Below are 24,396 nucleotides of genomic sequence, written 5' to 3' on the forward strand. Positions count from 1 at the left end.
CAACCTCTAGCTTGGCATCGCCACCGGATAACCCGCAGGGTGGTCAGAGATCTTCATCTCTATCCCGTATATGTCCCTCAGCTTAGGTTCAGTAAACACCTGTTCAACATTGCCTTGTGCAATCAAATCACCTTGATGTAATGCAACGATATGATCGCAAAAGCGCGCCGCTAAGTTGATGTCGTGCAATACGATAATAACGCCCAAACCCAACTCTTTACTGAGTTTAGAGATGAGCTTCAACATATCGACTTGATGGCTAATATCTAACGCAGACAAAGGCTCATCAAGAAGCAAATACTCGGTTTTTTGCGCTAATAGCATGGCTAGCCACACTCGCTGGCGCTCCCTCCAGATAGCGTATCAACTAAGCGATCTGCGTATTTTAGTGTTCCTGTCATCGCCATTGATTCTTCAACAATGTCATGATCTTTCTTGCTCAAACGACCAAGTAAACCATGCCATGGGTAACGACCAAATCCGACTAAATCGCGACCTAAAATACTGTCGGTCACCGGAAGATGCTGAGGCAAGTAGGCAATGTGTTGGGCGAATTTTTTCGCTGAGAGATCGTTAATGCTCGTTCCATGCAGAACCACGTCACCAGCAGTGTATGGCTGTTGCTGTGCCAGCAACTTTAACAATGTAGATTTTCCTGAACCATTGTGTCCAACAAGAGCGTATGTTTTTCCGGGTTCAAATGTCACATCAAACGCTTTTAGCAATGACTTGCCTTCAATCTCAAACTGGAGTGCTTTAGCTTCCAACATCCCTACTTCACCTAATAGCCATTCACAAATGAAAGCTAATCAACCGCTTTCATTCGTTCATCACGTTTGCCGTTCTTATTCAACAGAACGATTAATAAGGGAGGTTTTATATAACAACAAAGATACAAATGCAAACCGTTGTCATTATCATTACATCAACAAGATCATTGAGAGAATTACTAAGCGTTAATGATTATTCGTTGCGGATGACTTCATTAGCGGATTGTCGGCAGGTCAACGAGAGCAGCGGTCTACCACTGCCCTCGCATAAATTTGAATGAATACTGCGGCGCATGAAGAAATGAGAAATGCCGCAGTGAATAAATTAATGACGAGCGTCAGCGCCAAACTCTACTTCTTTATAGATATCGGCCAGCGACTTTTTACCTTGTTTGTCTTTGGCTGAACGCTTTTTCTTCGTTTGATAATGGTATTCTTGCTCCTGAAGTGCTTGTTCGTGCTCTTTTGCTGACTCAACAAACTCAGGATTTGCAAGTGCTTGTTGGCGTAAGCGGTTTACTCTTTCAAGGGTTTCCCACAACATACTTCACCTCCAAACTTATTGCTGTATATAAAAACAGTATTGTTTAAATATTCCTCCTCGTCAACATTTCAACTTCGTTACTGCTCTTCACATTAACCCCAAGCCTGTATAGTGCTCCGGATATTTGTGGATGATTTGCTTTATATAACCTTGATGCTCTCGCAGAGCATTAACACATTCTCGAGATAACCATCCCTGATATACCCATTTTTCAAGTTCTAACAATGCGTATGGGATGGACCACGCTTGTCTGTACGGATGGTGCGTCGTCATAAAATCAAAGGCATTCGCGACAGCCGTAATTTGCGCGGCTATTGGTATATCGCCACTGGTTAAACCATACGGATAACCAGTACCATTTAAGTTTTCGTATTGATAAGTAACCATCTGCAAAAACAAAGTCACACTCGGGTGAACCGGATTTCCGATACGAGCCACTATGTCATCGGCCGAGTCGATGCAACGCTCAATATGTTGAATCAATATCGCCTCTTGTTCTTGAGTATAATTTGTTCGGCGACTAGCAATTTCAACTGGCAGCTGAATATCACTGAGCGCATGGAATTGAGCAAAAATACCAATATCTTCGACCATTTCATCATTCAGGTGATAACGATCCGCTAACTGCGTTGCGATGACTTGGCTGTAGTACTTCATTCGTTTGGTATGCGCGTAAAACTCAGGGGAGTAGCCTGGCATCATACATTGCATTCGGTTCGCCAACGTTTCTATCGCGCTAACGACGTGGTCTTCTGATTCAACCGCAAATTGAATCATTTCGAAATAAGGTTTGAGACTATTCAACGCTTCTAAGCTAAACGCATTGGGCTGAGTGGAATTTAAAAACACAAAGCCTGTAAATGCTTTATTGTCGTAACAAGGAATCGCAACCGACGACTGGTATCCGTGTTTGAGTAAGGTTTGAACCCGAGGACAGTGATTAATATAGTGAAGGTCTTCGACGATCCGAGGAATCGCGTTTTTGGAGGCAATATTGAGGTGGTGGAGTTTACGGAATGCTGACTCATGGTGGGCTAAACACCAAGTGTCGAACTCACTTTCTGCAAATGATTTGAGCACATCTTGGTCTGGGTGATATTTAGCAAATGACACCCTATCAATACACGGCAAGTGCGCCTGCATCCTGCCCTTTAGCGTTTGCAGTTGCTCATTAAGCGGTTTTGCAAACGGGTAAAAACTCCGGTGCGCCATACTTCACCTCCACACCCAAGCAGAGAAACAAGAGAAGCTCATTGTGTTGTAAATTCAATGGTATTTTGAGCGGTTTTCTCCACTTAAATTATCGATATACCACAACTTAAGTGTACGAAATAAAAGCACATTTCTACCAATTCTTTCACCGAATATCTTACGGTAATTTGATCCAGATTAAAAAAGCCAACGAGCGAAACTCGTTGGCTTAACAATACTGATTGATTACGATGAATTCAGTAACTAGAGGTTATTCAGAGAACGTTCTAAACAACTAGCCCAGAGCAGGAAGCACACCCAGCGTAATTAACAGCTGAGCTAATACGATACCTGTGCCAGCGATACCCGTTATCACTAATGCGCCTTGGCCACCAGCAACTCGGTACTCCCCGTAAAATCATCCGATTTACGAACCTTGATCACCATAACCAGAGGCAAAAAGATGGCTAAAATCGCTAATGCAATCGCTGCATAACCCAAAGCCATAATAAAGCCTTGAGGGTAAAAAAGTGCGAAGCCCAGCGGTGGGGTGAACGTCACGAGTGCCGCAACCAAGCGATTAGGCTTATCGTTGCTCCCTTTGATGGTGTCACCCAAAAACTCGAATAGACCTAAACTCACACCAAGAAATGACGTTAACAGTGCCAAATCAGCAAATACACCGACAATGTTGCCTAAGTTTGATTGGTGCACCGTCTGCGATAGTTGACCAATAAGGGCGCTCAACCCGCCGTTTTCAATAAGCGTACTTTGGCTAACCACACCCAATGTCACGATCTGCCAAAAGATGTAAATCACGAGCGGGATCGTCGAGCCAATAATAACGGCTTTGCGCAAAGAAGAAGTATCGCCATCTAAGTAATTCACAATTGCCGGAATACTTCCGTGGAAACCAAACGAAGTAAAGATAACAGGAATCGCCGCTACAATAAGACCTTGCTCAATCGGCATACTCAATAAGTAAGATTCCGTAACGTTTGGAGCAAGAAAAGAAAGCACAGCAACCATCGCAACAAGTTTCATCGCGAACAACACGCGGTTAACTTTATCGACCGTACCTGTACCAACTGTCACAACTAAAGTCACAATCAAGGTAAAGATTATCGTTGATGTAGGCCCTGAAATATCAAGGTCAAACCATTGTGCAAGGCGGTCTCCGAACTGAGCACCACCGCCAGCGATGTACGCTGCACACAATGAGTAGAACAGAAACAACATCGCAAAACTTGCCACCCACTTGCCTTTTGGGCCCAGGATCTGTTTCGCTAAAGTATGAAGAGTTGCACTACTTTCTGCATGCTGATGAAGCTCTAGCATGAGTAAGGCAGTGAAAGCCATCAGAGCCCATAAACTGAGCATGATGATGATTGAAGTTGAAAAACCAATGCCGGCAGAGGCAAGTGGAAGGGCTAGCATGCCAGCACCTATTGTAGTTCCCGCGATAATTAGAGTACTACCGAATACTTTAGAACGACTCATTGTATATTTATCTTTACACTTTATTAGGAATTATCGGTATTAAATCGGGTAACGGCGTACCGAAACCAATACCATATTTGTAATGCTGTCGATATTGTAGGATCTTCAGCAGAAGATCAAGCAAAATGTAAGGATAAAAAACCACAAGTGTAAATAAAAACTTACACACCACTAATATCCAACAATAGCTGAGTACATTCTTCCCTGCTCATGAACTTAGGGACAGGGTAATTCCAGTGCGCCTCTTTCAGAATTAAATCTACAAGCGCATCAGCATCTTCGCGCTGAATGAGTGCACTTGTCTGCTTAATATCAATGCTTGCAAACAAAGACTCCACATGCGTCAAAAAGTGTTGAGCACTCGCCTCACCTGACTGCCCTTCGGCCGTCAACGCATCGAGTTTTCTTAGTTGAGGCTCTATCTCTGATAATGAAAAGCGCAGCACAGGTAATAAGGCTAGTCCGTTTGCCATGCCATGAGGTATTCCATATTTCGCACCGAATGTGTGAGCAAACGCATGAACATAACCCAAACTCGCTTTCGTAAATGCTAAACCTGCGTAATAGGATGCCATGGCCATTTTATGTCGAGCTTCAACATCATCCCCTTGTGCTACGACCCGAGGAAGATGCTTAAAAATTAACTTAATGGCGGCAACAGAGTAAGCCCTAGTTTCTTGAGTAGCATTTCTCGACACATACGCCTCAATAGCGTGAGTTAATGCATCAACGCCAGTATCAGCCGTGATCTTAGGAGGTAAACCAATCATTAAGTTCGCATCTAAAGCTGCCATTAGTGGCACCAACTTTGGATCCATCAAAGGGGTTTTAATGTGTGAAGAGGGATCTGACACGACCGCGGCGATGGTGACCTCACTTCCAGTTCCTGCGGTCGTTGGAATAGCAAAAAGTGGCGCTGGCATTCGCCATACTTTCAATAGTCCAGCTAACTTTTTTATTGACCGTTTATTGGTAACTTTCGCAGCAATGACCTTTGCACAGTCCATTGCAGAGCCGCCACCCAAAGCTAATATGCCCTCACAATGAAAACGATGGTAAGCCTCTAGACCGCTTTCTACCTGATCATAGGTAGGATCGGGCTGTACTTTCGAGAAAACATCTAACTGCAAATCGAGCTGTGCTGCCGCTTCGAGCACCTTATCGACAATACCGACTTGGACTAACCCTTCATCGGTAACTAATAAGACGCGTTTAAATCCCAGTTCGGTCATCGATTCTAATAGCTCATTCATCGAACCGGGGCCGGAAAACAAGGTTGGTCTCGGCATAGGAAGGATAAGAGCTGCTATTTTTAGCCCTGCGGTGTAAGTCCGATATAAGCGATGCTTCAACATACGAAATCCTTTTCATTTAGAGCTATCATTCTAGCTACTTTTATCACCTATGCTTACTTTGCAATCACACATTTTTTAATTAAGTCATTTCATCAACACATAAATGCTGCTGAGGGAGCAAAACCGTTATCTTGATCTCCACACACCACATGAGCTGTAGAGAAAATTATTTTTTATGATTTTCCATTAGCGTTACCTTAATAACTCACCCCCTTCGGCTTTGCCGATCATAAAGTGGTTATTGAAGGTGCCTTATCATTCATACAAACTCAAAAATATGGATTCTGCTTAATCACATAACTGTACGGTATATCAGTAATCTAATCCGAACATCACTTATAAAAATACAAATAAGAATGCGTTACATCATGATTTATTGTCGTTTTCAAATAAGTCAATAAAAGCAACAATAATCTTTCAAAACTAATACTTAGTTCAAATAACTGACTCTTAATCATGAGCTTCAGGTGATATTGTTATGCAACTAGGATTATTATCCGCCCCATAATTAAAACTACGTCTAAACGCCCACCTTTTTGGGGTCTATTCGCTGTCGTACCCAATTTTCCTATCACCTTCTGATTTGGGTTTCGCGTGGGCTAATTAGCAATGTCGGTATAAACCATGAATCATTCTTGCCATTCCCATACGGACACGGGCTTTGAAGTCGATCTAAAACAAGCACTTATCTGGGTTGCTCGAGCACTCGATTATGTCGGTGTTGACGATACTCACCACAGCCATCGTGTCGCTTATATCGCTTACCAATGTGCTCGCGTCATGGGTTGGGAGCCAGAAAAAGCGGAGTTTTGTTACTTCGCAGGTATGATCCACGACTGTGGAGTCTCCGAAACACAAGAACATAAAATGTTACTTGGAGAGCTGGTGCCACAAGACGTGAAAACACACTGCTTAAGAGGGTACCGAAGCCTCAAGCAGTGTCGTTTGTTGCGCCAATTTGCGACACCAGTTCTTTACCACCATACACATTGGAGCGAACTAAAAGAGCTCGATTTACCGCCTTTTGAAAAAGAGGTGGCCGCCCTGCTCTACTTATCGGACCGACTTGATTTTATGCGCTCAAAATACGTCATGAACTGCCACTGTGACATTGTCACGCTTCATGAAGAATTGATTGCTGAGTGCATCATGGCAAACGTTGGAACCTTGTTTAATCCAAGCATGGCCGAAGCAATGGTTAAACTCGTCATGACCGACGCGTTTTGGTTCGCGATGGAGTCGGAAAATATTGAAACCATAGGCCTAAATTTTAAAAGCATTGATTGGCTTCAAAAACAATTAACCATCCAAGATATGAACAGTTTGGGAATGTTTATCGCTCAAATTGTTGATGCAAAGAGCCCATTCACTTATCAACATTCACAAAAAGTGGCGGAATTATCTCGGTATCTCGCGATTAAGCTTGGGCTAAACGAGCACGATCAAGAAATGTTATATATTGCAGGGCTGGTGCATGATATTGGAAAGTTAAAAACACCAGATGAAATCCTTCACAAAGAAGGCTCTCTAAACAAACAAGAGTACACACGCATTAAACGCCATACCATTGATACTCAGCTCGCATTGCACAAGGTCTTTCCTAACGCGAAAATAGCGGAATGGGCTTCCAATCATCATGAACGTTTAGACGGGTCGGGCTATCCCTATCACAAAACAGGCGACGAGCTCGATGTTCCATCGCGTATCATTGCTGTCGCGGATGTCTTCCAAGCCCTGTCTCAAGATCGCCCCTATCGAGGACGAATGACTCAAACACAGATCGCCGACATTATGGGTGAGCAAATAGCCAAAGAGGAGCTTTGCTCTGACGTTTATGCGGTATTAGAACGACACATGACAGAGTGTTACGAACTCTCAACCGACGTTTAATCAAAAACAGGGGCGAACACACGCCCCCCTTTTTTAGGATGATAAGACTAGGCAGACAAATAGCTACCTAGCAATATCAAGTAAATTATCTCGCACACCATTGATTCTGAACCAACCAGCGATACTAAAACGCTCGGCATTGGTTGGTAACACCTCATGTGGGAACTGCTCTGATAAGAATACGAACAAACGCCCTGAGCGTGGGGGAATGGTTGCAATTTTATTGTCATTCAAATCGTATACTACTAATTCACCCGCGTCTTCTTCCGTCCAGGATTCGTTCATATAAAAAACGGTCGTCAATCGACGGTTTTCGTTACCTTTGAAACAATCTAAATGTTTTTGGTAGAAGTCTCCTTTCTCGTACTTGGCAAAATGAGCTTCGTACTCAAAAAGTCCAAGAAACAAGTGACGGTTCACTTCTTGGCGGATCTCTTCCATTTTATCCAAGTAAGAAGTAACAGCATGCCCCATATTTGGCGATAACCATTGAATCTTGTCACTACGAATGGATTCAATACGAGTCACATCATCGTTACGACCAATACGTGCTTTTTTCCAATTGCTTGGAATGCAATCTCGCAGTTGAGCCACCTCTTGTTCAGAAAGAAAATCATCCCAGATGTAGTAGCCATTGGTTGCTAACGCATCGATCATTTTATTCATTATTTTCGTTCACTCGTGTTAGTTGGGCGCTCTATATAAAAAATCTGCGACACAACAACAAATGCGATTTTTTATCGAGACGACAACGAAGCAAAACGAGAATTAAAATAGACGATACAAGATACAAGATACAAGATACAAAAATGCCGCTCATGTGAGCGGCAATGTCGTTTATTATTGACGAGCTTCTAATCTCGTTGCTCGAATTCGCAACGGACGAAGACGCTTAATGCTAGGACGCTGTTTGTTTTTTAGCTGGATATGACAAAGTTCCAGAATCAAACCAAATGCCATCGCAAAGTACACATAACCTTTATTGATATGAATTGCGAAGCCTTCTGCCATCAATAAGCCACCCAATAAAACGAGGAACAGCAATGCCAACGTTTTAAAGCCGGGATAGCGCGTCACCAGATTATTGATTTTTTCAGCAGTCATTACCATCACGATTGCAGACGAGACAATCGCCGCGACCATAAGTGGGACATCACTTGTCAAACCGACGGCGGTTATCACCGAGTCCATTGAGAATACCGCATCCACAGCAACAATCTGCAGCAGCACTACCGCTAATCCAGTACGAGCATGAGTCGAGTGGCCAGATTCATTGTGATTTAACCAGCTCCACAACTCTTTCAGGCTTTTTGCCAATAAGAATGCACCACCCGCGATCATGATCACGTCTCTTCCGGTAAACGCTTGGTTTACGATAGAAAACAGTGGTTGAGTCAACTGCATAATCCAAGAGATAGAAAAAACCAATGCAATACGAGCAATAACGGCAAGGCCGATGCCAAGGTTTCTTGCCAGTTTACGTTGGTGCTGTGGCAATCTTTCACATAGGACGGAGATAAAAACTACGTTATCAACGCCTAAGACAACTTCAAGCGCAAACAAAGTGGCAAAAATCACCCAAGCCTCTGGTTGCATGAAAAGTTCTAACATGAGTACGCCTCCAGTGATGGGAAGACATACGGTGAAGGGTTCTGTCGACTAAAGGGGTCGTCCATTAATTATTTATACCTCTGTTACTTAAGAATCTTGAGTAAATCACCAAACAATTAACAACACAATGGCTATTTTTAATAGGTAATGACGGCTTTTCATTCGTACACAAACTATTCAGCCCTCGCACTATAAAGATAAATAAAATAGAAATTCTAAAATTGAGGAAAGGGAAACGCCAAAGATCTAACAAATCCAAGAGAATTCTTTAATCTTACAAAGCTCAAATTATTTTTAAGCAATACGTTAAATACATTGAGCTCAAAGCGAAAGATGCTCATTTACGAGATAAACAATAGTAAAAATTTGTTTCATCCTGATATACTGCCAAAAATCATAAGAAACCATGCTATTTATGGACTACATTGCTCTTTCACGCATTAGCCTAAAACACCTCACTGTATTGCATATGTTGTTAACCACTCACAGTGTTACGCTTGCCGCAGAGCGCCTGTGTGTGACACCTTCGAGCGTCAGTAAAACACTTGGGCAATTACGTGAAACGCTGAAAGATGACCTTTTCTATCGCGATGGTACTCGCTTGGTACCAACGGCATTTGCGCTGCACATTGGCCCCTCGATCCATGGCATACTCTCTAGCATGAATGGATTATTACATCAGGGCTCATTTAATCCAGCTTACTATCAGGGCAGTTTCTCATTAGCTATGCGTGAAAGTTCGTTTGAGCTTTTTGCCCCAGTTCTACAGCATTTATCTCAGCAACTCGGTAATCACGCACATTTGAATGTGCATGCAAAAGAGGAAATGAGTTTCGATGCGTTGGTAAGAGGCCAAGTGGACTTTTTGCTGCTTCCACACGATCTTAGTCAGCCGCCCACGCAAAACAAAGACTTGGTATGGCAAACCATTCTGAAAGACGAAATGGTTTGTTTAATGGGACCATCAAATCCACTCTCTAAACAGCCTTTGTCTATTGAAAGCTACCTCTGTGCAAGACACATTGGGATTCATGATAAAGATCTCTCACAACCTTATTTCGAGCAGAACCTCACACAAAGGCACTCGAAGCGAAATATGGCTATGCGTGTAGCGGATTTTGGTTCAGCTGCGGTGATGTGTCAGCACTCAGATTACTTGTTCACCTGTTCCAAGCTTTGGGCAAGGGCGGCCATGCAAGCAAAAGGCTTGGTTGAACAATCCCTTCCATTCGATTATGGACAAGTAGCCTACAGCCTCGTTTGGAACAAAGCGAGCTTGAACGATCCGGCTTTAAAATGGCTACAAAAACAATTGCTCGATGCCTGTGCCATGCTAGACGCGTGCGATGCGTGAGTAAGATAACGAATCAAAACTGCATTACGTGAGTACAGTCGGCACTGCGATGGAGTTACTCACGTAACGTAAAAGTTCTGATTTTAAGCGTTCGATATCATGGCGCGAGCAGACATCCCAAGTTAGCGCCTCCCCCATGACTCCGTGATGTTGAAATGCATTTAAACGGATAAGCACCGATTCAGGCAAAGTACTCAAATAGCGCCCAATCGCTACGATTTCTATATCTAAATCACTTTTCCCTGGAATATGCAGTAACCGAACTTCATACAATTTTTCATGCTTTGCAAGATACTGAAGCGTTTTGAATACACGATGATTATCACGCCCAGTTAGCCATTGGTGCGTCTCTGTCTGCCACGATTTCAAATCGATCATCGCACCGTCCAGAAAAGGAAGCACACGCTGCCAACCTGTCACTGATAAAGAGCCATTGCTGTCGATGAAACAAGAAAGGTGCTGTAACTCAGGATCTTGCTTCATCCCTTTAAACAGCTCAATAATGAAAGGAAGTTGTAAGGTAGATTCCCCACCGGATACTGTAACACCACTGATGAAAAAGCGATGCTTGCGTATCAAATCGAGCATTGTTACCACAGAGTAGTCAGTAATTTTTGGATTAGATTGGTTCTGACATATCTCTATACAATGATCGCAGTGGGTGCACTCCTCTTTAAGCCAAACAACGTTGTTGTTTTCGTCGAACTTCAGTGCGTCTGCCGGGCACTCACTCACACAATCACCACAATGATTACAATGGTTTATTGTATGAGGGTTATGACAGTTCAAACACTGATAGTTACAACCCTGTAGAAAGATGACTAGACGATTTCCTGGCCCATCAACACAAGAGAAAGGAAGGATACGAGTGACTTTTGCCAAAAGGCTTCCACTTCGTCTAGACATCTTGTTCTTTCCTAAACCGACCTTTACGCCTGCGTGTAGGTCGGTGTCATTTCATGACTCACCACACGTGGTGAGCGTTCTAAAATCCCAGTATTTTTTGCCGCCTCTGCTCCCAGAAACGTCGTATTGGTTCTCGAACCTTCTTCATTATATTTTGCGATATCAGAAAGTTTGACCATGTATCCCGTAACGCGAATCAAATCATTTGAGGCCACATTCGCGGTAAACTCACGATAGCCAGCATTTAATGCCCCTTTGCAAAAATTGAACATCGCTTCTGGGTTTGATTTCACCGTTTCATCAATCGTCAAAATATCGCTGATACCTGCACGATAATACTGGTGATGCTCAGCTGTTGCTTGTACATAAGTGACAGGGTCTGGCTCCGTGCCATAAGGAAGGCGCACACCTGGCGTAACGCCAAGATCTAAGCTAATACCGCCTTGAGCATGTAAGAGCGCTTTGCCATCCAAACCATATTTCACTGGGGTTGACTCCACTAGTTTCGCCAGTGTGGCTGAAACATCATGAGCAAAAGCATTCGCACGTTTATCTTTTCCGTACTGCCCCGTTTGGCCTTCTTTTTCGAACAGAAGGTTCACCGCTTCTGCCATACCATAAATGCCATACATTGGTGCGAAACGGGACTCTTCAATCAACCCTTCTTGCGTCAAAAATCCTTGAAAGAAATTGGACTTTTCATGCAAGTGCGTACTTCTAGCGTCCATCAACTCAACCATTAATTGATGGTATAGAGGTAAAACACTGTTTAAGAAGTCGTTACAATCCGATGCTCGTTCTGCGACTTCTTTTAGGTTCATGCGCACCAGCGTGTTTGAACCACCAGCCAGTGGCAGCGAATTGTAGCAACTTACAATACCAAAACGTGAACCGCTGTAGGCTTTCGAGTGCACAGGGTAATTGGCAATATGAGGCTTGCTACACTCGCAAATATTCTGCGTCGCTTGACGAAGTAAATCATCAGGCGTGACCGACTCGTCGTACATGAAAGTAAGATTTGGCGCAATCTGCTTGAGCTCGGCGTCCACCTTTAAAATAGTGCGACAAATAATGTTGTCTGTCGGTCCGACATTCACGTGCATAAACGCATCTGGCAATGTGCGATCCAACATGATCCAAAAATGTTTTAACTTTTTGTAAATTTGATTCTCTGTCAGGTCGCCTATGTAAGGCAATAAGACATCATCCAACTGACCTAAATACACCGGAATATTCGTTACCGATGGAACATGATGGTAAATGATGGTGAGCATATTCAGCGCATCATCGAAATCGGCAGCTGGAAGCAACTCTAGATACTCAGAGCCTTGCGATAGGAACTTAGCGTAATCAGGCAGCACATAGCGTGGTTTGAAAGGTGCATGGCCTTCAAACATATCACAGATGATTCCTTCATCCATTGCTTGTCTTAGCGATGGGGAAATCGACATGTAAGGAATACATGCTTCCGCCTCCAAGGCCAAAAAGTTCGACTTTTGTTTTGGAGAAAGACGAACATCAGTCGCAATGTCTAGAAAACGTTGTTGTAGTTCAGAAAGGCTTTTCATCTGAGATGTCCCTGAAAAAGTAACCACAAACCCACAAGCTAAAACATGGATTCTACCCCTAAAGAGTAACGTGATTTTACTCCGGCTTACCTGTTGCCACTAATGAAAATAAACAAAACGTCTATTTCCATAATGGAAATAAGCTAACGCTAAATTAGGTTATTGCAACTTACGCTATTGAAATAACCCAACCATGCACCGAACACGTGCTTTCTCATCGATTTGCCGTCGACAACATGACGCCCGCGCTAATAAATACTCCGCCAGTCAGGCGATTGAACAACTTGGCTCTTCCAGCGACAAACAGCCAGTTTGAAGCTTTTACACCTAATAATGCATAAAATGTTAGCCAACTTAGCTCAAACACCACAAATGTAGATGCAAAAATCGCGTATTGAGCCAACAAAGGCGCAGAGGGATCAATGAACTGAGGAAACAAAGCGGTAAAAAAGACAATCGCTTTCGGGTTACTAGCGCCAACAATAAAACCACTGGTGAACGCGCTGAGCGCATTCGAGGAGCTTTGGACGGCTGCCGTTTTGTCAAAATCCGTTTGAGAAGAGCGCAGCGCTTGAATGCCTAACCAGATTAAATAAGCGGCACCACACCATTTGATGATATTGAAGACCAGCTCAGATGAGGCAATCACAACCCCTAACCCGGTAAAAGAAAGCGTTAGTAGAATAGTGATCGCTGATAAGCTGCCTAGCGCAGTCATGAGGGCAATACGAAACCCACTACTCACACCTTTACTTAAACACAGCAATGAGCTTGGCCCAGGCGATGCAGTAAGCACCAAAACGGCCAGAGTGTAAAAAATCCATGTATCAATTTGCATTGGCATCCCTTCCCGCAAAAAGTAGAGGGTTATATCTCAATCTTTATTGAGATATTCCTAGCTCAGTTTCCATCCATGAAACTCGATTCTTTAATAACCACCTAGTCGCTACATAATTTAGAAACCATTAATAGATAGTTATGCAATCAAAATACGCTCTGCATGCAAGGTTGTAAAGCATGTTTATTTTTCTTAATCATAAAAAGGCTTGGGATCGATTTCTAACGATGACGGAGCGACTGCTCTTTCTATTTTGTGTAGGCTATTTTTCAAATCGACCATCGCCACATCGATATAACGCTGATATTTGCGTGAGTAAAAACACTTCACTTCTGGCTTTAAAGCTTGAGAGTCATTTGAGGACCAAACAATACCAACACGCCCATCACTCAACTCAACAATAGAGCCCACTGGGTACATCCCAACGCAATTAATGAACTTGTAGACTAGGTCTGCATCTAAATGAAATGGCGTTAAACTCAACAAGATTTTAAACGCTTCTGCTGAGCTCATGCCTTTTTTGTAGCAGCGATCGGCCGTCAATGCATCGTAAATATCAACAATACAACTCATGCGGCCGTGAATCGGAATCTCATCGCCTTTCAAGCCTCTAGGGTAGCCATTACCATCTAACTTCTCATGATGCATCAAACAGACATCGCGACTCACATCACTAAGGCCCTTTACATGGAGAATAATCTCACCAGCGAACACTTGATGTAGCTTCATGTGTTCAAACTCTTCAGGTGTTAGCTTTGCTGGTTTATGCAAAATCTTGTCATCAACTTTAATTTTACCTACATCATGAATGATGCCACCAATAGCGAGCTGCTTTAATGTCTGCTTATCTAACCCCAAGTACTTACCAAATGATACTAAAAGGCAAGCCACATTGACGGAGTGTTCCAACAAGTAGGAGTCTTTTTTTCGGAGTGCAGAAACACATTGCAACGCATCTGAGTCGATAAAAACGCTTTCAATGACATCATCGGCCCAAGCTTCTACCTCATCAACTTCAATGATTTTGCCTTCAAAAGTTTGATTCAATAGTTTCTGCGCCAGATCTTTTGCTTCCGCAATTAGCTTTTTGGCTCGTTTATGTTGAACATCTCTCGAGCGATAAGCGCGTTGAACCTTCGAAAAGTCAGAGGACTTGGGCTCTCGCTCCTCTTCTACGGCAACAATGGATTCATCCACAGGCTTAAAGACACACTTCTGAGAAGATAATGTTTGATCTACCCAAACATACTTCACGCCGCTCGCGGTAAGCTTCTTAATGCCCTCTGGGCTAGATATCCGCCCTGCATTGGCTAAATTTACGCGCTTGTTGTGCTCTATCGCGGTAACAAACATACCAACGCCGACATCAGCGAGCGCAATTTTGATTGAATTTTTTGGATCGTACTGCATAAAAAGAAAGCTTACTCGATATTAACGGCAGTATTATAAGAGATTTGATTAATTGGCGTGATAATAAATTAGAATTGATTACTATTAATGAGCATCCTGTCAATTAATAACCCATCGCGATCACTAAGCCCTTTTTGTTAATATGGTCTTTAGCCTAGCAAACATACAGATATGACACTCAAGAACAGAACCTCTAACCGACACGTCTTAAAATAACTTGAGGATAATTATTCATAAATATTTATAGATTGCGGACAGCATCAATAACTGTATTTTATAAATGATTTTTACTGTTGACTATTTTTTATAAATGTCGATGATTAGCCGCCTAATCTTAGTATGTTATTAACCTAGTAGCGCATAAAATGATAGCCAAACAATTTGAACTGATACTTTTGTGATTGTAATGTACGCCAACAGATCAACTCTATGTTATCAAACCCCCACACTCATCTCTGATGCTAACACGCTCGAGGAGGAAATATCTTGACCACCATATTTGACCAACAAGCCTCAGATAGTGACCGAGAGTTCCTGAAAATCGTTGAAGAACGATTCATTCATATCTTCGACGTATTTAACGAGGGCCTCTTTTACATGGATGAGTTTGGTACCATGGTATTTTACAACAAAGGCTTCTATGAACAGCTCGGTATTAACGCTGGCCGAATCAGTTTAGAGCAGTGGTTAGAACTTGTTCATCCTCTTGATCGAGAAAGGCTGTCCACAAGGGTCGATGCGCACATCACGACCAACAATACGAGGGTTACAACCACTTACCGAGTTCGTAAACCCAATGGACAATACGTCTGGATAGAAGGCGTAGCCATGACCAAAGAAACAGAACATGGCCATTACATGGTTGGCAGCCATCGCGATATTTCTGAGCGTAAGCTGATGGAAAGTTACATCCATCAAGTTGCATTTCATGACAACGCGTCAGGCATGGCTAACCGCGCCCATCTCTTGCTGGATATCGAGGACAGTGTACGTACCACCGATTCTTGCGCGTCTATTTGTTATATTCAGATCGAAGACATCAAATCTTACTTGAATCAATATGGCAGTGAACTGGTCGATGGGTTAGTAGAGAAGTTGCTACAAACTCTCAGTCACTTGCCCTCTCCAAACAGCTCGGTGTATCGCGTGCATGATGATGACTTTGCGATTTTGATTCACGATGAGTGCTCAATAGAAGCGCTACAGAGTTACGCTGAAAGTTTAAAACAAACCTACCATGAAGCGGTGATTGAAGAAGGCCAATACCTAGGTAGCAACATTAGCATTGGTTTGTATCCTTGTATTGACCCTAGTCACTCCGCAGAGGAAATTTTACGTAAAGCGGCAAGAACTTGTCAGTACGCGAGCGAACAAAATAGAGACCGCGTCGCGGTCTACAGTGAGAAGACGCAGCATGCCGTTGATCGCTACTTCTTTATTGAGCAAGGTCTTAAAAGTGCGCTAGAAAAACAGACATTAAGTGTTAAGTTCCAGCCAATTATTGACGCCAAAAGCTCAAAAGTGGTGAGCTTCGAATCACTAGTGCGCTGGCGTAGCAAAGAGTTTGGCGAAATTTATCCCGACGAGTTTATCCCTGTAGCAGAGAACAAAGGATTGATCGTCGAACTGGGATATCAAGTATTTGCCAAAGCGTGTGAATTCATCAAAAACTACCGTGAACGTTACCAAAACCAAGTTCGTGTTAACGTGAACGTTTCTGTACTTCAGTTGATGAACAGCGAATTCCCTACGCGAATTAAAGCCATGGCGGATGAAGCAGGCGTTGACCCCGAGTCCATTGTTTTGGAACTGACAGAAACGTTTATTTTGGATAATAACCAGACGGCTATTGCCCCCTAAGCACGCTCAGGGAGTTAGGTTTTGCACTCTCGCTCGATGACTTTGGCTCTGGTTACAGTTCATTAAATAGCTTCTTCGACTTGCCGATGACACAAATCAAAATTGATAAGTCGATGGCATGGAAGACACTGACCAATCGCTCTTCTCAAGAGTATTTGAAGTTTCTTATCACTATGTGTCAGGAAAATAATATTGAAGTGGTGATAGAAGGCATCGAAGACGCAAAAATGTGTGACTTCTTTTCCGAGATGGGCGTCGATTATTTGCAAGGTTATTGGTTCTCTAAACCACTCTCTGTTGCCAGTGCCAGTCGCTATTCATTGAGCTAAACCGTTCTTCGGCGAAATAATCCCAGAATTAACGCTATTCCGCACGGCCACGTTAAGCATGCTGAACTACTCACAGTAAATTTCAGACACTAACTGGCCGTGACGAAAACAACCTTAGAGAGCCTTGATTAACGTAGGCGCTCAAAAACAACACTCTGATCTAAGTGTTCGTGATATTGAGTGTAATCTAAGCCCATATCAAAGATATATTGAGTCACCAAGTTTCTAACGCACTCAATCAATTGGCTCGCTTGCCATGGCTTCTCAAAGTAGCGATCAATACCTGCGGAGTTAATCGCATTAATGGTATCCGTGTGTGTCGCCTGCCCCGTCAGAAGCACTTTACGTGTGCGAACAAAACGACTGTCTTTTGATACCTCTGTCAGTAGTTCCACTCCTGTTTTACCTGGCATGACATGATCGGAAATTATTAATGCGATCATCTCGCCTTCTGCATCAAGCTCATCCATCAGTTCTAGAACCTCACCTGCGGATTCGCAGTCTTCGATATTCAACCACTGATGTAACGGCTCTAAATCTTGTAGAACCGCGCTTAATACCTCTCGTTGGTCATCAACGCAAATTACATTAAGCTTCTCCATGTTCACCCTCTACTGGTAACTTGATTCTAAAAATTGTTTTTTCACTGTCGCTCTTTACCACAATAGAGCCGTTATATCCGGCGATAATGCGTTTCACAATCGACAGCCCTAATCCTAAACCAAACGATAACCCACCCTTTTTAGTGGTGAAGTTTGGCCGGAAAATTTTTCTGCGTGTCGCTTCATCGATTTCTGGTCCGTTGTTAGCAATCGTGACCAAAATTTTCCCCTTACTCTCTCGAGTATGTATTTCGATCCCCGGATCTTCGGTTTGACCAAGTGCATCACACGCATTCTTTAAAATATTGACCCAAACTTGGACGAGTTCGGTTTGAGAGCCAACAAAGTCCGGCAACTCCGCTGGGCTAAAACGTACGCTCACGCGTCTTAAGTCACTTTGCAATAGGGCCAGCGCTCGATTGATTGAGTCATTAATATTAAACGCTTCATCCAAGTCGATATCCGTACGCCCCAATTGTTTCACTGAACGTACAATGCCAACAGTATGTTTAGAGGCAATACGCAAATCATGAAGGTCTCGCCCCATTTGCCAGAAACGTATCGCTTCTTCGGGTCTTTTTAACCAATGCTCCGACAGGAAATTATTTGGAACGGCACGTGCGAGATCACGCGCGAGATCCTTAGGTAAGCCGTAATATTTTTCGAAGTGACGCCCCCGCTTTCTCGCTTCGCTGGAAGAGACTTTCTGTCCTTGCATCAAACCAAAATCAAAAAACTGACTCGCTTCCGGATGAACCTCTTCAAGCAATTCCATGATGACCGACTCGAGTCGCTCAGATTTACTGCTTACCACACCAATAGCATTGTTCAACTCATGAGCAATACCCGCGGCAAGCTGTCCTAACGTTGTCATTTGCTCTGCGGTATGCAGCTTTTGTAACGCTTTTTCTTTAGCCAAGGCCTCTTGCATTGCACGCCGTTGACGCCGAGATAACTCGTTCACCATCACTGGCATAAATTGTGTCGTCAATGGTCCGTATGTCGCCTCTTCCACCGCGGGCGTATCACGCTGTATCCAAGCCAGTTCAACATCGGTTTGAGCAATAACTGTCGAAGAGGCCGTCCATGTACCAGAAAAGAAACTATGTACGCCAATAAACGCACCTTGAGACGCAGAAAATACCTGAATTGGCTTCTTATCATCTTCCGCATAATAGCCAGCCAACTCTCCTGAAAGCACGTAGTACAACCGATCGTTGTAGCCAGCTTGCTCAATAAGCACCGATCCGGATAGGACCGTTAATCGGCGTTCAAGATGGTTAAAATAGCGTTGTACTAACGCATCTAGTTTCGTTTCGTACATGGGTTACCCAATATGCCCAACTGTATGTAAAATCCAAACCATAACAAAACTAAGTAATACACCAATCACGCCCAGCACTGCACCGATACGAGCCATTTGGCTGCTTTCGACATGCCCAGTAGCATGAGCTAACGCGTTTGGTGGCGTACTGATTGGTAACGACATACCGAGTGAAGCGGCAAATGTCACGACTAAGATCAGCGTCACTTCTCCACCCAATGGCGTTAACGAAGTCATCGAGGTACCTAGCGCAGCCATAATCGGCATAAGTAAGTTTGCAGTAGCCGTATGCGACATGAAGTTTGCCATTAACAAGCACAAGAAAGCCGCACCAAACAAGACCACATATGGCGAGAACTGATCAAACGGAATACTGTGTACCACCAGCTTCGCAAGCCCTGTTTTATCCAGAGCAAGACCCAGAGCGATACCACCTGACACCAACCAAAGCACGTCCCAAGAAATTTTCTTCAAATCTTCCTTGTTGATAATGCCCGTCAATGAGAATACCGCGACCGGAACTAATGCCACTGTGTAAGAGTTCATCCCATGTGCTGACCCCATCAACCAGAGAATAATCGTACCTGCGAAGGTGACATAGACAATCATCGCTTTTGGTGTTTTCAAAAACTTGCTCTTAATATTCAGATCAATGGTGGTTTGCTCGGCTTTATACAAAAAGCCAATCAGAAACCACGCTAGCGCCATCATCACAATGACGAATGGCACGCCAAAGACCATCCATTCACCAAACGTAATTAAGTTATCACCAACCAAATATTTCAGCGCGATAGCATTCGGGGGCGTGCCGATTGGTGTACCAATACCACCAATGTTGGCGGCAACAGGAATACACAAGGCAAACGCAATTCGACCGGGATCTTTAGGTCCAAATACCGCAATAACAGGGGTTAGAATCGACAACATCATCGCTGTTGTTGCGGTGTTTGACATAAACATGGAAAAGACAGCGGTGATCAACATCAAACCCAACATAACGAACTTTGGGTTTTGCCCAAATGGTTTTAGCAACACGCGCGCTAAGTTGACATCCAGCCTGTACTTTGTCGCCGCCATAGCTAAGAAGAACCCGCCGAGGAACAGCATAATAATCGGGCTAGCGAAAGTCGCCATTATCTCGTTATATTGCAACAGCTCACCAAAATGTGGCTGCCCTTCTTGCAAGCGAAAAAGTACGATGCTTTTATTCGAAACAAGCAATAGTTCGAGCACAATGATAACGACCGAAGTGGCGTAGATTGGAATGGGTTCAAACACCCAACAGAGTGCAGCAAGCAAGAAGATTGCGATCACTCTCTGCTGGACGATAGTAATGCCGTCAAATGGGAATGCAGAGAGGGGCATTAACCAAATAAGCAATGGTATCAATGTTGGAATAATGTATTTGAGATAAAGGCGCATAGTACTACTTCTCTTCCTGAGATGGTTAGCCAGACACGATTGGCGTTTGGAACGCCATTACCCACCGCAATACCGAAGCTTTTAGGCTCTGACTAAGCCTTCAGAGACGAAAAATGCAGTAATGGCTTGTTCCAGAGAAGATTATGCACACTGTTTTCAAACAAAACTTTGGTGCGAGATCAATGAACTTGTTTTCACATTGGAAAACATTTTATATCTGTGTTCAAGCTCACTAAATGCTCACGATTTCAATGAAATATACTTTTCCATCATAAAGTTAGTTAAGGTTTCTCCCCTAACTTCAGCACGTTGCTGAACCTTAACTGTGAACCCCATTTTCTCGTAGAAAGGCCGGGCAGTGATACTCACTTCAGAGTACAGTCGCTCTATCCCCTTTACTTTCGCCTGTGAAAATAGAAAAGACATCAAATCACGACCAATACCTTGGCCTTGATATTCATGGTGACAAAAGAAATGGTCAATCAAGCCGTCACTTTGCAAATCACAATAGCCAACGACCTGCCCTTCTATTTCCGCAATATAGGGTTGAATAGCATCCATTGTGCGTTGCCATGAATTGAGATCAAAATCTGATGGGGCCCAAGCTGAAACTTGTGATTCGGTATAATCGCGACGATTAATGACTCGTACAGTGTGGTAAAAAAGTGTCCACAATATTGGAGCATCCTCTGTGCGATAGCGACGTATTGAGAGCATCGGTTCAACCATTCCTATTCGATAAATACCAAGTATTAACGCAAAGTAATACTGGTGAATTCATCATTTTCAATACCAACCACTAAAGGCTTTTCAAGCTGATCGCTGTTCATCAATACGGTGGTATTTAGCTCTCGACTTGATCTGCGTATTTTGCTTTTTCTGATGATATGTATATTCACAATGTAATCGGAATATTCCTTCGTGACTCCTCCAGAAAACTCCACATGTTCACTTTCATTATCTTGAACCACATGAAATTTTCGATTTGCTTGAATATCAGCGCTGAGTGAAGAGTCACCATAGTTCAGTACAACGGACGTTGGTTCACTATCTTGATTGGCAAAACAGCCAAATGCGAACGTGCATAATGCAAGTATACTTTTTGATTTAAACATTGGTTATTCAATTTCTAGTTATTTTTCTGCCATTTGCATTACCAAACAGCACTCCTTCCGTAATCGCCCATTGTGCCACAGGTGTACGCAAGTCTCTAAATACAGTAAAAAGGATGTACGATAAAATTCCGCTAAAAATGGGGAAATCACAATACACCTGAGGATAAACCAGCCTATTTAATCGCCACCAACAACACCCAAACAATTGTTTTTATTGAATTTAAAAGTAATAAACAATGTAAGCAATATACGTACAAGATCTTACTTTTTCATACGCAACTAAGCGAGTTAATAGAGAAAGACAATATTTTCTATGCCACATGTTACAAATCTACTCATCTCATTATCACGTATGATCCGATATTGTGGCACTAGCCTTCCCTTCTTTTTAACGAAGGGAAGTTTTAACAATAAGGCTTGCATCTATTTTATAGCTAAAATCAATAAAGCATTTCCAACATCAGTTGGTCTAGGAGCGATCAATGAAAAACTCTCTCAGTTTTACTCATCTATTAAAAGTTGGCTTGATATCAATCGCAGCTTTGATGGGTGGATGCACTCAAGGAGATTGGCGTACCGCAAGCAGAGAACCTGCCGGTATCGCGCCTGACCCTTCCAATGTGAAACATGCCGTAATTGAGTTTTATGCCGCAGATGCATTTGGTTGGCGAGGCTGGTTTGCGGTGCACACTTGGTTTGCGATAAAGCCTGAAAATGCGAACGAATATACCGTGTATGAAGTGGTCGGGTGGCGCGTGAATCGTGGACAACCCGCTCTGTATCAATACCAAACGGGCACACCAGATCGCTACTGGTATGGTGCGAAGCCAGAAAAAATACTCTCAATACAAGGTGAAAAAGCCGATAAACTTATCCCCAAAATACAAAGCGTTATCAACCAATACCCTTGGGCTGAAGAATACACGTTGTTTCCAGGACCAAATAGCAATACATTCCCGGCTTGGGTGGGCAAGCAAATTCCGGAGTTAGAACTCGACTTGCCATTTAGAGCAATTGGTAGCGGCTACGCCAACGAGTAAAACAAAAGCTTGGTAACTGGCGCGTTTTACGTTCAGCGCATAGCACTATACCTATTGTGCGTCTTCACCTAACTCGGTTCTGTTTCTTCCGTTGCGCTTTGCTTTATACAGAGCGTTGTCAGCGTCTTTCATTACCGCTTCAATTGGCATATCGTTGCCTTTCCAGTGAGAAACTCCAAGTGATACCGTTACCTTACCAACGACCAGGAAATCGTGTTTTTCTACGTTATGCCTAATCCGCTCTGCGACATCAACCGCGTGATGAACATCCGTCGCTTCAAGGAACATCATGAACTCTTCCCCACCGGAACGGCAAAGATGATCATTCGCTCGGGCTTGCTCTTTCATCAACTGAGCGAATTCTTTGAGTAGATTGTCACCCACATCATGACCATAGTTATCATTGACGCTCTTAAAGTGATCAATATCCAAAGCTAAAATAGAAAAAGCGGTGTTTTCCTGCTTAAACAAGCCTAGAACTTTGTCTAAGCCGCGTCGATTTAACAACCCAGTCATCGCGTCTGTTAGCGTATCCAATTGCAGCTTATCAATGGTTTTTGAAACGATACCAAACGCTTTGAGAAAACTGAGCTTCAAATGTGAAGCCTCAAAATACCAAGACTTAACCAGCTTCAAATCATCGATGGATGAGGAGTGCTCTTCTACTCCTCGAACAGCGCCAGCCAATTGCCATAATGGTCTTGAAATAAGTAGAGAGAAGAACCAGATCAACAGCAGAGTTAATAAACCAATTGGAATCGATTTGAAAAATACACTCCACATCTGCTCATCTAGCACCATTAACGTCATTGATTTCGGGCGCTGAGCGACAATTCCCCACCCTGATGATTCAACTGGTGCATACCCTGCTAGCATTTCAACACCGCGAGAGTTCACAATTTCTTTGTTACCACGCTGACCCATTGTCACGGCGTTAATTGCCATATTATCGTTGATCACTTCACCAACCCGCGATTTATCTGGGTGGTAGATCAGCGTATTGCTTTCGTCCACAACGTAAAGGAAAGAGCCATCTTTGTAAGCATGCTGGCTAAGTAATTCCGCAAGAATATTGTCCTTCTCTAAATAAATAGTACCGCCGATATAGCCTAAATATTCATTGGACTGAGAAAATATAGGGTATGAGATCGTTAACAGATAATTACCTGCGGGTGAGATGAATGGCTCAGTGACAACGGGCGCTTGAGCATTTAAAGATTGACGTTTTCTTTCACCAACAAGCTTTACACCTTTAACCTGAAGTGTCTCTGGTGATACAGAAATAATGACGCCTTTCGCATTAACGACAACCACAGAGTTGAATGATTTGGTTTGCTTTCTCAGCCTCTCCGCCTCTTCGTCAAGAAACTGAGCATCGTGCATCTTATCTTTTAGCAAGTTCGCACTGTATTTTAACTGCGACATTGAGCTTTCTATGAAAGAGTCCGTCATTTCTGACATTTTTTGCGCATAAACGCGGTTGGACTCTAACGTGTTATTGATGATGAGATCTCGTTGCACTCGATAGATCGAATAAAACGCATTGATCAAAGTGACAAGCACGCTGAAAACACACAGGATTACAATAAGGTTTCTAAGATTAAGTTTTTCTTTTCTTCTAAAGGACATTTGCCAACTGCCAGCTTCGATGGCTTTTTGTATGAATGAGCGTATAGGTTATATGAAATTGATTTAATTTTCAGGTAGGAAGTTGGGAGCAGTGTTAAATATTTTCTCACATAATAGAACGCAAAATGAGCTAATAAG

Annotated in this window: 18 protein-coding genes and 3 pseudogenes; 4 read left to right on the plus strand and 17 right to left on the minus strand. The window is 43.1% G+C overall.

Annotated elements, in window-relative coordinates; translation table 11 throughout:
* Window positions 1-6 precede the first annotated feature (6 nt).
* From P4S59_RS08685 to P4S59_RS08705, 5 genes and pseudogenes are all read right to left on the minus strand, one after another.
* A pseudogene (locus tag P4S59_RS08685) lies at window positions 7-770 on the minus strand (ABC transporter ATP-binding protein).
* 325 nt (window positions 771-1,095) lie between these two features.
* Entirely contained in the window at window positions 1,096-1,314 is a 219-nt protein-coding gene (locus P4S59_RS08690) for a hypothetical protein (RefSeq protein WP_005377723.1), read from the minus strand.
* 87 nt (window positions 1,315-1,401) lie between these two features.
* Window positions 1,402-2,526, minus strand: coding sequence for an HD-GYP domain-containing protein (locus P4S59_RS08695; protein WP_237308830.1), 1,125 nt, complete (start codon window positions 2,524-2,526; stop codon window positions 1,402-1,404).
* A gap of 274 nt (window positions 2,527-2,800) precedes the next feature.
* Window positions 2,801-4,005, minus strand: a pseudogene (locus P4S59_RS08700) (aromatic amino acid transport family protein).
* Window positions 4,006-4,166: 161 nt separating this feature from the next.
* Window positions 4,167-5,360, minus strand: coding sequence for an iron-containing alcohol dehydrogenase (locus P4S59_RS08705; RefSeq protein ID WP_170902058.1), 1,194 nt, complete (start codon window positions 5,358-5,360; stop codon window positions 4,167-4,169).
* Window positions 5,361-5,984: 624 nt separating this feature from the next.
* Between P4S59_RS08705 and P4S59_RS08710 the strand changes: the two genes are divergently transcribed.
* Entirely contained in the window at window positions 5,985-7,250 is a 1,266-nt protein-coding gene (locus tag P4S59_RS08710) for an HD domain-containing phosphohydrolase (RefSeq protein ID WP_167426617.1), read from the plus strand.
* Window positions 7,251-7,313: 63 nt separating this feature from the next.
* Here the strand turns inward: P4S59_RS08710 and P4S59_RS08715 are convergent, their stop codons facing one another.
* Window positions 7,314-7,916, minus strand: coding sequence for a 2OG-Fe(II) oxygenase (locus P4S59_RS08715; RefSeq protein ID WP_047008737.1), 603 nt, complete (start codon window positions 7,914-7,916; stop codon window positions 7,314-7,316).
* Window positions 7,917-8,090: 174 nt separating this feature from the next.
* Window positions 8,091-8,861, minus strand: coding sequence for a TerC family protein (locus P4S59_RS08720; RefSeq protein ID WP_301570479.1), 771 nt, complete (start codon window positions 8,859-8,861; stop codon window positions 8,091-8,093).
* Window positions 8,862-9,276: 415 nt separating this feature from the next.
* Here P4S59_RS08720 and P4S59_RS08725 point away from each other — a divergent pair, with 415 nt between their 5' ends.
* Window positions 9,277-10,215 carry a LysR family transcriptional regulator gene (locus tag P4S59_RS08725; RefSeq protein WP_253652148.1) on the plus strand — a complete coding sequence of 313 codons (939 nt, stop codon included), beginning with the start codon at window positions 9,277-9,279 and terminating at the stop codon, window positions 10,213-10,215.
* 24 nt (window positions 10,216-10,239) lie between these two features.
* Here P4S59_RS08725 and P4S59_RS08730 read toward each other — a convergent pair whose 3' ends face one another.
* The 4 genes from P4S59_RS08730 to P4S59_RS08745 form a co-directional block, all read right to left on the minus strand.
* Window positions 10,240-11,121, minus strand: coding sequence for a YjjW family glycine radical enzyme activase (locus tag P4S59_RS08730; protein WP_145474058.1), 882 nt, complete (start codon window positions 11,119-11,121; stop codon window positions 10,240-10,242).
* Between the two features lie 23 nt (window positions 11,122-11,144).
* Complete coding sequence (locus P4S59_RS08735) at window positions 11,145-12,689, minus strand: YjjI family glycine radical enzyme (protein WP_337168248.1); 1,545 nt, start codon at window positions 12,687-12,689, stop codon at window positions 11,145-11,147.
* Window positions 12,690-12,903: 214 nt separating this feature from the next.
* On the minus strand, window positions 12,904-13,527 hold the full coding sequence (locus P4S59_RS08740; RefSeq protein ID WP_337168249.1) for a LysE family translocator: 624 nt from the start codon (window positions 13,525-13,527) through the stop codon (window positions 12,904-12,906).
* Window positions 13,528-13,719: 192 nt separating this feature from the next.
* On the minus strand, window positions 13,720-14,937 hold the full coding sequence (locus tag P4S59_RS08745) for an HD-GYP domain-containing protein (RefSeq protein WP_005394162.1): 1,218 nt from the start codon (window positions 14,935-14,937) through the stop codon (window positions 13,720-13,722).
* 486 nt (window positions 14,938-15,423) lie between these two features.
* Between P4S59_RS08745 and P4S59_RS08750 the strand changes: the two are divergent.
* A pseudogene (locus P4S59_RS08750) lies at window positions 15,424-17,126 on the plus strand (putative bifunctional diguanylate cyclase/phosphodiesterase).
* Window positions 17,127-17,254: 128 nt separating this feature from the next.
* Here P4S59_RS08750 and P4S59_RS08755 read toward each other — a convergent pair.
* The 5 genes from P4S59_RS08755 to P4S59_RS08775 all read right to left on the minus strand — a co-directional run bounded on the left by P4S59_RS08755 (window position 17,255) and on the right by P4S59_RS08775 (window position 21,589).
* The gene (locus P4S59_RS08755; RefSeq protein WP_012841869.1) at window positions 17,255-17,728 is read right to left on the minus strand and encodes a response regulator; all 474 of its coding nucleotides are present in this window, start codon (window positions 17,726-17,728) and stop codon (window positions 17,255-17,257) included.
* The gene (locus P4S59_RS08760; RefSeq protein WP_005394159.1) at window positions 17,715-19,052 is read right to left on the minus strand and encodes a sensor histidine kinase; all 1,338 of its coding nucleotides are present in this window, start codon (window positions 19,050-19,052) and stop codon (window positions 17,715-17,717) included. The genes P4S59_RS08755 and P4S59_RS08760 overlap by 14 nt, the downstream gene beginning before the upstream one ends.
* A gap of 3 nt (window positions 19,053-19,055) precedes the next feature.
* A complete protein-coding gene (locus P4S59_RS08765) occupies window positions 19,056-20,474 on the minus strand; it encodes an SLC13 family permease (protein WP_337168250.1) in 1,419 nt (472 codons plus the stop codon).
* A 240-nt stretch (window positions 20,475-20,714) separates the two neighbouring features.
* Entirely contained in the window at window positions 20,715-21,191 is a 477-nt protein-coding gene (locus tag P4S59_RS08770; RefSeq protein WP_046875215.1) for a GNAT family N-acetyltransferase, read from the minus strand.
* Window positions 21,192-21,226: 35 nt separating this feature from the next.
* On the minus strand, window positions 21,227-21,589 hold the full coding sequence (locus P4S59_RS08775; protein ID WP_046875214.1) for a hypothetical protein: 363 nt from the start codon (window positions 21,587-21,589) through the stop codon (window positions 21,227-21,229).
* A 482-nt stretch (window positions 21,590-22,071) separates the two neighbouring features.
* Here P4S59_RS08775 and P4S59_RS08780 point away from each other — a divergent pair, with 482 nt between their 5' ends.
* Window positions 22,072-22,629, plus strand: coding sequence for a DUF3750 domain-containing protein (locus P4S59_RS08780; protein WP_012841873.1), 558 nt, complete (start codon window positions 22,072-22,074; stop codon window positions 22,627-22,629).
* A 51-nt stretch (window positions 22,630-22,680) separates the two neighbouring features.
* Here P4S59_RS08780 and P4S59_RS08785 read toward each other — a convergent pair whose 3' ends face one another.
* Window positions 22,681-24,258, minus strand: a complete 1,578-nt coding sequence (locus P4S59_RS08785) for a sensor domain-containing diguanylate cyclase (protein ID WP_047008725.1) — start codon at window positions 24,256-24,258, stop codon at window positions 22,681-22,683.
* Window positions 24,259-24,396: the final 138 nt, after the last annotated feature.

The sequence above is a fragment of the Vibrio sp. M60_M70 genome (assembly GCF_037162085.1).
Lineage (GTDB): Bacteria > Pseudomonadota > Gammaproteobacteria > Enterobacterales > Vibrionaceae > Vibrio > Vibrio diabolicus.